The organism is Mesorhizobium sp. M7A.F.Ca.AU.001.01.1.1 (genome assembly GCF_004022735.1).
In the GTDB taxonomy this organism is placed as follows: Bacteria; Pseudomonadota; Alphaproteobacteria; order Rhizobiales; family Rhizobiaceae; genus Mesorhizobium; species Mesorhizobium ciceri.
Map to the genome: position 1 here is coordinate 1 of NZ_RZPF01000578.1, position 4,316 is coordinate 4,316.

A 4,316-nucleotide genomic window follows, 5' to 3' on the forward strand; every position below is an offset into this window, starting at 1 on the left:
CTCGTCCACTTCCTGGACGAAACCGTTGAACGACGCGAAGGGACCATCCGAAACGCGGATCGCTTCGCCGATCTCGAACGTGACCGAGGGCTTGGGCCGCTCGACGCCTTCCTGCACCTGGTTCAGGATGCGCTGCGCTTCCGCCTCGGTGATCGGCACCGGCTTGGAGTCACCCAGGAAGCCGGTGACCTTCGGCGTGTTCTTGACCAGCGAGAACACGGCGTCGGTCAGATTGGCCTTCAGCAGCACATAGCCCGGGAAGAACTTGCGCTCGGCATCGACCTTGCGGCCGCGGCGAACTTCGACGACCTTCTCGGTCGGAACCACGATCTGGTGGATGTCGGCAGACAGGCCCTTCTGCTTGGCCTTGTTCTCGATATCCTCGGCGACCTTCTTTTCAAAGTTCGAATAGGCGTGGACGATGTACCAGCGCGCGGTCATTTCAAGACTTCTCCGTAATCGCCGGACTTAGCGTCCGATGCCCAGAATCTGTTCGACCGCGAGGCCCATGAGCTGATCAGCGGTGAAGAAAAAGATCATCGCGATCACTGCGAAGGCCAGAACCATCACCGTCGAGATCATCGTTTCGCGCCGCGACGGCCAAGTCACCTTGGCGGTCTCCGCGCGAACCTGCTGGAGAAAGACGAAAGGATTTGTGGTTTTCGAAGCCATATGCCGCTCTGTCTTCAAGACCCGTTGGCCGGGTCTCCTGGATGATCCCGCTGGCCGGGACGTGCCGCCTGAGCGAATTTCGCGCCGAATCAGCGCAATCATTTCGCCCATGCAAATCAGACGCGTAAAGCCGGTTTCCCAGCTCCACGCGTCGCGTGTCTGTTTCGTCTACATAAAACCGATTCTTGATCCACGCAAGTGGCAAGTCTCCGCTTTATGACCAAACACCGCCTCGGAACCATCCAGTCGTTCCGTCCCGGCTATGGCGCTCTTATGCCCCAATCGACCCTATATGGCAAGCGGGTCGCCGATTTTCAAAGGCCGGACCATGGAAATATCGTTTTGAACGCCATTCCGAAACGGCGAGACATTGGGTTGAATGCCATTCAGGGAATGGCACGGGCAGCAGGGCTCGAACCTACGACCTGCGGTTTTGGAGACCGCCGCTCTACCAACTGAGCTATGCCCGTACGTGCGCATGTCGGCGCAGCAGGCGCTTCCTAAAAGCTTCCGCACGCTCTGTAAAGAGCGGTTTGCATGCAAACACGCCTTAACCTCTGCGCCAGAAATCGGGATAGTCGACAACCAGCCCGTTGCGGTCGATTTCAAGTTCCCGCCTGAAGTCGCTGGCGCGCGATTCATAGAGATATCGCCTGCCCTCTTCGAGGCATGTGTAGCGCTGCGGGTTGGCGACGACCGTGAGGGCGGGGAAGTCGATGAAGGCAGTGGTTATCTCGGCACTCTGCCCGGCGGAAAGCTGCAATCGCCGGATCGGCAGCGTGTTGGTGAACGGCGTGATGGTCAGGTCGGGATCGAAAATGCCATCGAGCTCCGGCATCGGCAGGCCGTCCCTGGTCCAGCGACCATCGCCATCGGCGGCAAGAACAAGCGTGCGGCCGCTACCGATCATATCGACAACGACACGCCTGGCGTGCCAGCCGACATCGCAAACGATGCGGTAACGGACGGCAAAAGGCGTTTGCCCGGAGCAGACTGCGACAGAGTCGGCCGAGACCTCCCCTGCCCGCTCCTGCAGCACCAAATGTTCGAGACCCGGTCCGTCCCACTCGCGCCAACGTATGATCTTCACATCTTCCGGCATCAGCCCAACACCTCCATGGCGACTGGACGCTAGTTTGTACCCGGTGGCTGATAGGGGCCGCCCGGCACACCCCAGCCCCAGGCCGGCATCGGTTCCGTCTGCGGATCGCAGGTTTCGCCGAGATTGGAGTTCATCTTGGCCAGGCGCGATCCCCATTCGACATAGCCCATGAAGGCCGAACGGAATTCCGGATCGTCAGGCAGGCCGACCGCGTCGGCGGCATCGGCCAGGAGGCTGATCCAGCGGCGGCGCTGCTCTTCGCTCAGATGCTTGCCCAGATGGTGCATGACCATCTCGCGGTGGCCGCCGAACTGCTCGCTGTAGGTCTTCGGTCCGCCGAAAACCTCGCCGATGAAGGCCGCGACATGGGCGGGGTGATCCGGCGACATGGTCTTGAACACCGGCCCGACGATCGGGTCCTGCGCCACCTTGTCATAGAAGGTCTGGGTGAGCCGGTTCAAAGCCTCGCTGCCGCCGGCCCATTCGTAGAGTGTCGGGATATCCTGGCCCATTCTCGATCCTCCGCCTGCCTGAAGCCGCCAGCAGCGACGATAGCGGAAAAATCGAAAGCGGCTCAACCTGCCTCGATGGCCAGTTTCGGGCTCCGTCGCCCACTACAATTTGGCCGGCGCGTCAGCCTCGGCATTGGCGGAAGGCCGGATCCGGCAATTCTCGGGTCTTGGCACCGCCTCGCAAATGGTGGCGCCGGTCAGCGCGTCGACCGATTGCAGGCTCGTCGTCAGGCCAACCTTCAGCATCATGTCGGGTTCCAGCCGGCGCTCGACCGAGCGCCGCTCGATCGCCGCGAACAGGGCGGAACTGATCGCCATCTCCTCCAGGTAGGCCTTGACCATCAGCTTTTGCCCCATCGGGTAGAGGCTAAGTCGCGCCTGGGGACCGACAAGCCGCCTGATGCCGCCGGCAAGCATGAGCGCGCAGGCCGAATCGCACTCCACGCCCGCATCGATGCTCAGCCCGGCATAGGCGCCCTCCTTGGCCAGGCAATTCCACGCTCCTGGGTCACAGCCGACGAAATCGGTGCGGCCAACGGCGACGTCGAGCTTCTTTTCATGGATAAGCCGTCCCGCCGCCAGGGCGCTGAACAGGTCGCCTCCCTTCGAGCTGATCACGACAGGCAGTTGCCGTTTGCCGAGCGTGGCGAGCAGCTGGCGCAGCTTCTGCGGGGTCTGGGGGGTGATCGCGCCTTCCGCCGAGATCCATTCCGGGCAGTCTGGATTGCAGAGCGGATTGGTGCCGCGAACGACAACGAAGCGCATGTCTTCATCGCGCCGCGCCGCCTCGGGTTCGATCGCTGGCGGAGTAGGCCTGGCCGCGGTCGCCATCAGGCCATCAGGCTTGTTCCCCGGCACTTCCCGGCAATTCGTGGCCAGGCGGCCGGGTTCGCACAGGCTCGCCGCGGTCAACAGGCCCACGGCGTCCGTGCTGGTGACCAGCTTCATCGCCAGCATGTCATCGAGGGCGATCTGGTGGATTTCGCTGGCCGGGGTGCCCTTCATCGTTTCGAGCATGCTTTGTTCGATGCCCATCTGGTCCAGGTAGGCCGCCAGCTTTTTCTCCACCGACTTGCTCATTTCGTAGGTCTTGTAGCTGCCGGCGTTCTTGCGGCTGACGATCTTCGTGTTGAGGATCTTCTTCTTGCCCCCGACGATCCGGTAGGTGGTCCGGTATTGCAATTTCGTGCGGATGTAGGTCGTGGTGATCTGATGGACGCCGAGATAGGCCCATTCGCCGGCCACTCGCCTGATGCCGCCGGCAAACATCAGAGGACAGGCGGAATTGCACATGGCGCCATAGTCGATGACATCGCCGAAGTAGCGGGCGTCACGGTCCTGGCACCCCTTCGCGTCGGGCTGGCAGCTGGAAAACACCGTCTTGCCGATGGCGATATCGAGCTTGTTCTTGCGGATCAGCCGGCCAAGCGTCAGCGCCGCCTCGACATTGCCGCCGGGAGAATCCACGACAACAGGCAGTTTCCGCCCGCCAAGCGTCTTCAGCATGCGTTTGAAGAGCGCCGGAGTTCCGGCTTCTATGGAGCCCTCGGCCGATATCCATTCCGGACAGATCGGCTCGCACCCCGCTGCGTTGCTGCGGACAATGCCGAACCGCATCGTCGGCCCAAGATCCGGCGCCGCATCCGCCGCGAAGGCTGCCGGGCCTGTGGCAAGCAGCGCAATCAGCCAGGTCAGAGCCAGCGGCCACAATGCCCGACGATGAAAATACCGCCTTGGAACCATTTGGAAAAAGCCCCTTGATGCAACCTATACTAGACGAGGTCCAGAGCCTTGCAACAGGCTTCGGCCGACGGGGCGGCAGCCGATAGCCCGGCAAACAAAAAGGGCGGCCCGAAGACCGCCCTTTCTTGTCGATCCGGCGAATGCCGGGCTCGGTTATTCCTTGATGGTGACGACGATGCCGGCACCGACGGTGCGGCCGCCTTCACGGATAGCGAAGCGCAGCTTCTCTTCCATGGCGATCGGCACGATCAGCTCGACATCGACCGTGATGTTGTCGCCCGGCATCA

5 protein-coding genes, 1 tRNA gene and 1 pseudogene are annotated in these 4,316 nt (G+C 62.0%); all 7 read right to left on the reverse strand.

Annotation, left to right across the window (positions count from 1 at the left end):
- Positions 1-441: transcription termination/antitermination protein NusG (nusG, locus tag EN884_RS27455; protein ID WP_128360843.1), on the reverse strand; the 441-nt coding region annotated here is incomplete at its 3' end.
- A gap of 27 nt (positions 442-468) precedes the next feature.
- Positions 469-672, reverse strand: a complete 204-nt coding sequence (gene secE / locus EN884_RS27460) for a preprotein translocase subunit SecE (protein ID WP_013531408.1) — start codon at positions 670-672, stop codon at positions 469-471.
- Between the two features lie 394 nt (positions 673-1,066).
- Positions 1,067-1,142 (reverse strand) — tRNA-Trp (locus EN884_RS27465).
- 80 nt (positions 1,143-1,222) lie between these two features.
- The gene (locus tag EN884_RS27470; RefSeq protein WP_063168072.1) at positions 1,223-1,774 is read right to left on the reverse strand and encodes a putative glycolipid-binding domain-containing protein; all 552 of its coding nucleotides are present in this window, start codon (positions 1,772-1,774) and stop codon (positions 1,223-1,225) included.
- 29 nt (positions 1,775-1,803) lie between these two features.
- Complete coding sequence (locus EN884_RS27475) at positions 1,804-2,286, reverse strand: group II truncated hemoglobin (RefSeq protein WP_024505637.1); 483 nt, start codon at positions 2,284-2,286, stop codon at positions 1,804-1,806.
- Positions 2,287-2,388: 102 nt separating this feature from the next.
- A complete protein-coding gene (locus EN884_RS27480; protein WP_063168073.1) occupies positions 2,389-4,029 on the reverse strand; it encodes a hypothetical protein in 1,641 nt (546 codons plus the stop codon).
- A gap of 153 nt (positions 4,030-4,182) precedes the next feature.
- Positions 4,183-4,316 (reverse strand): annotated as a pseudogene (tuf, locus tag EN884_RS27485) (elongation factor Tu); the annotation flags it as partial.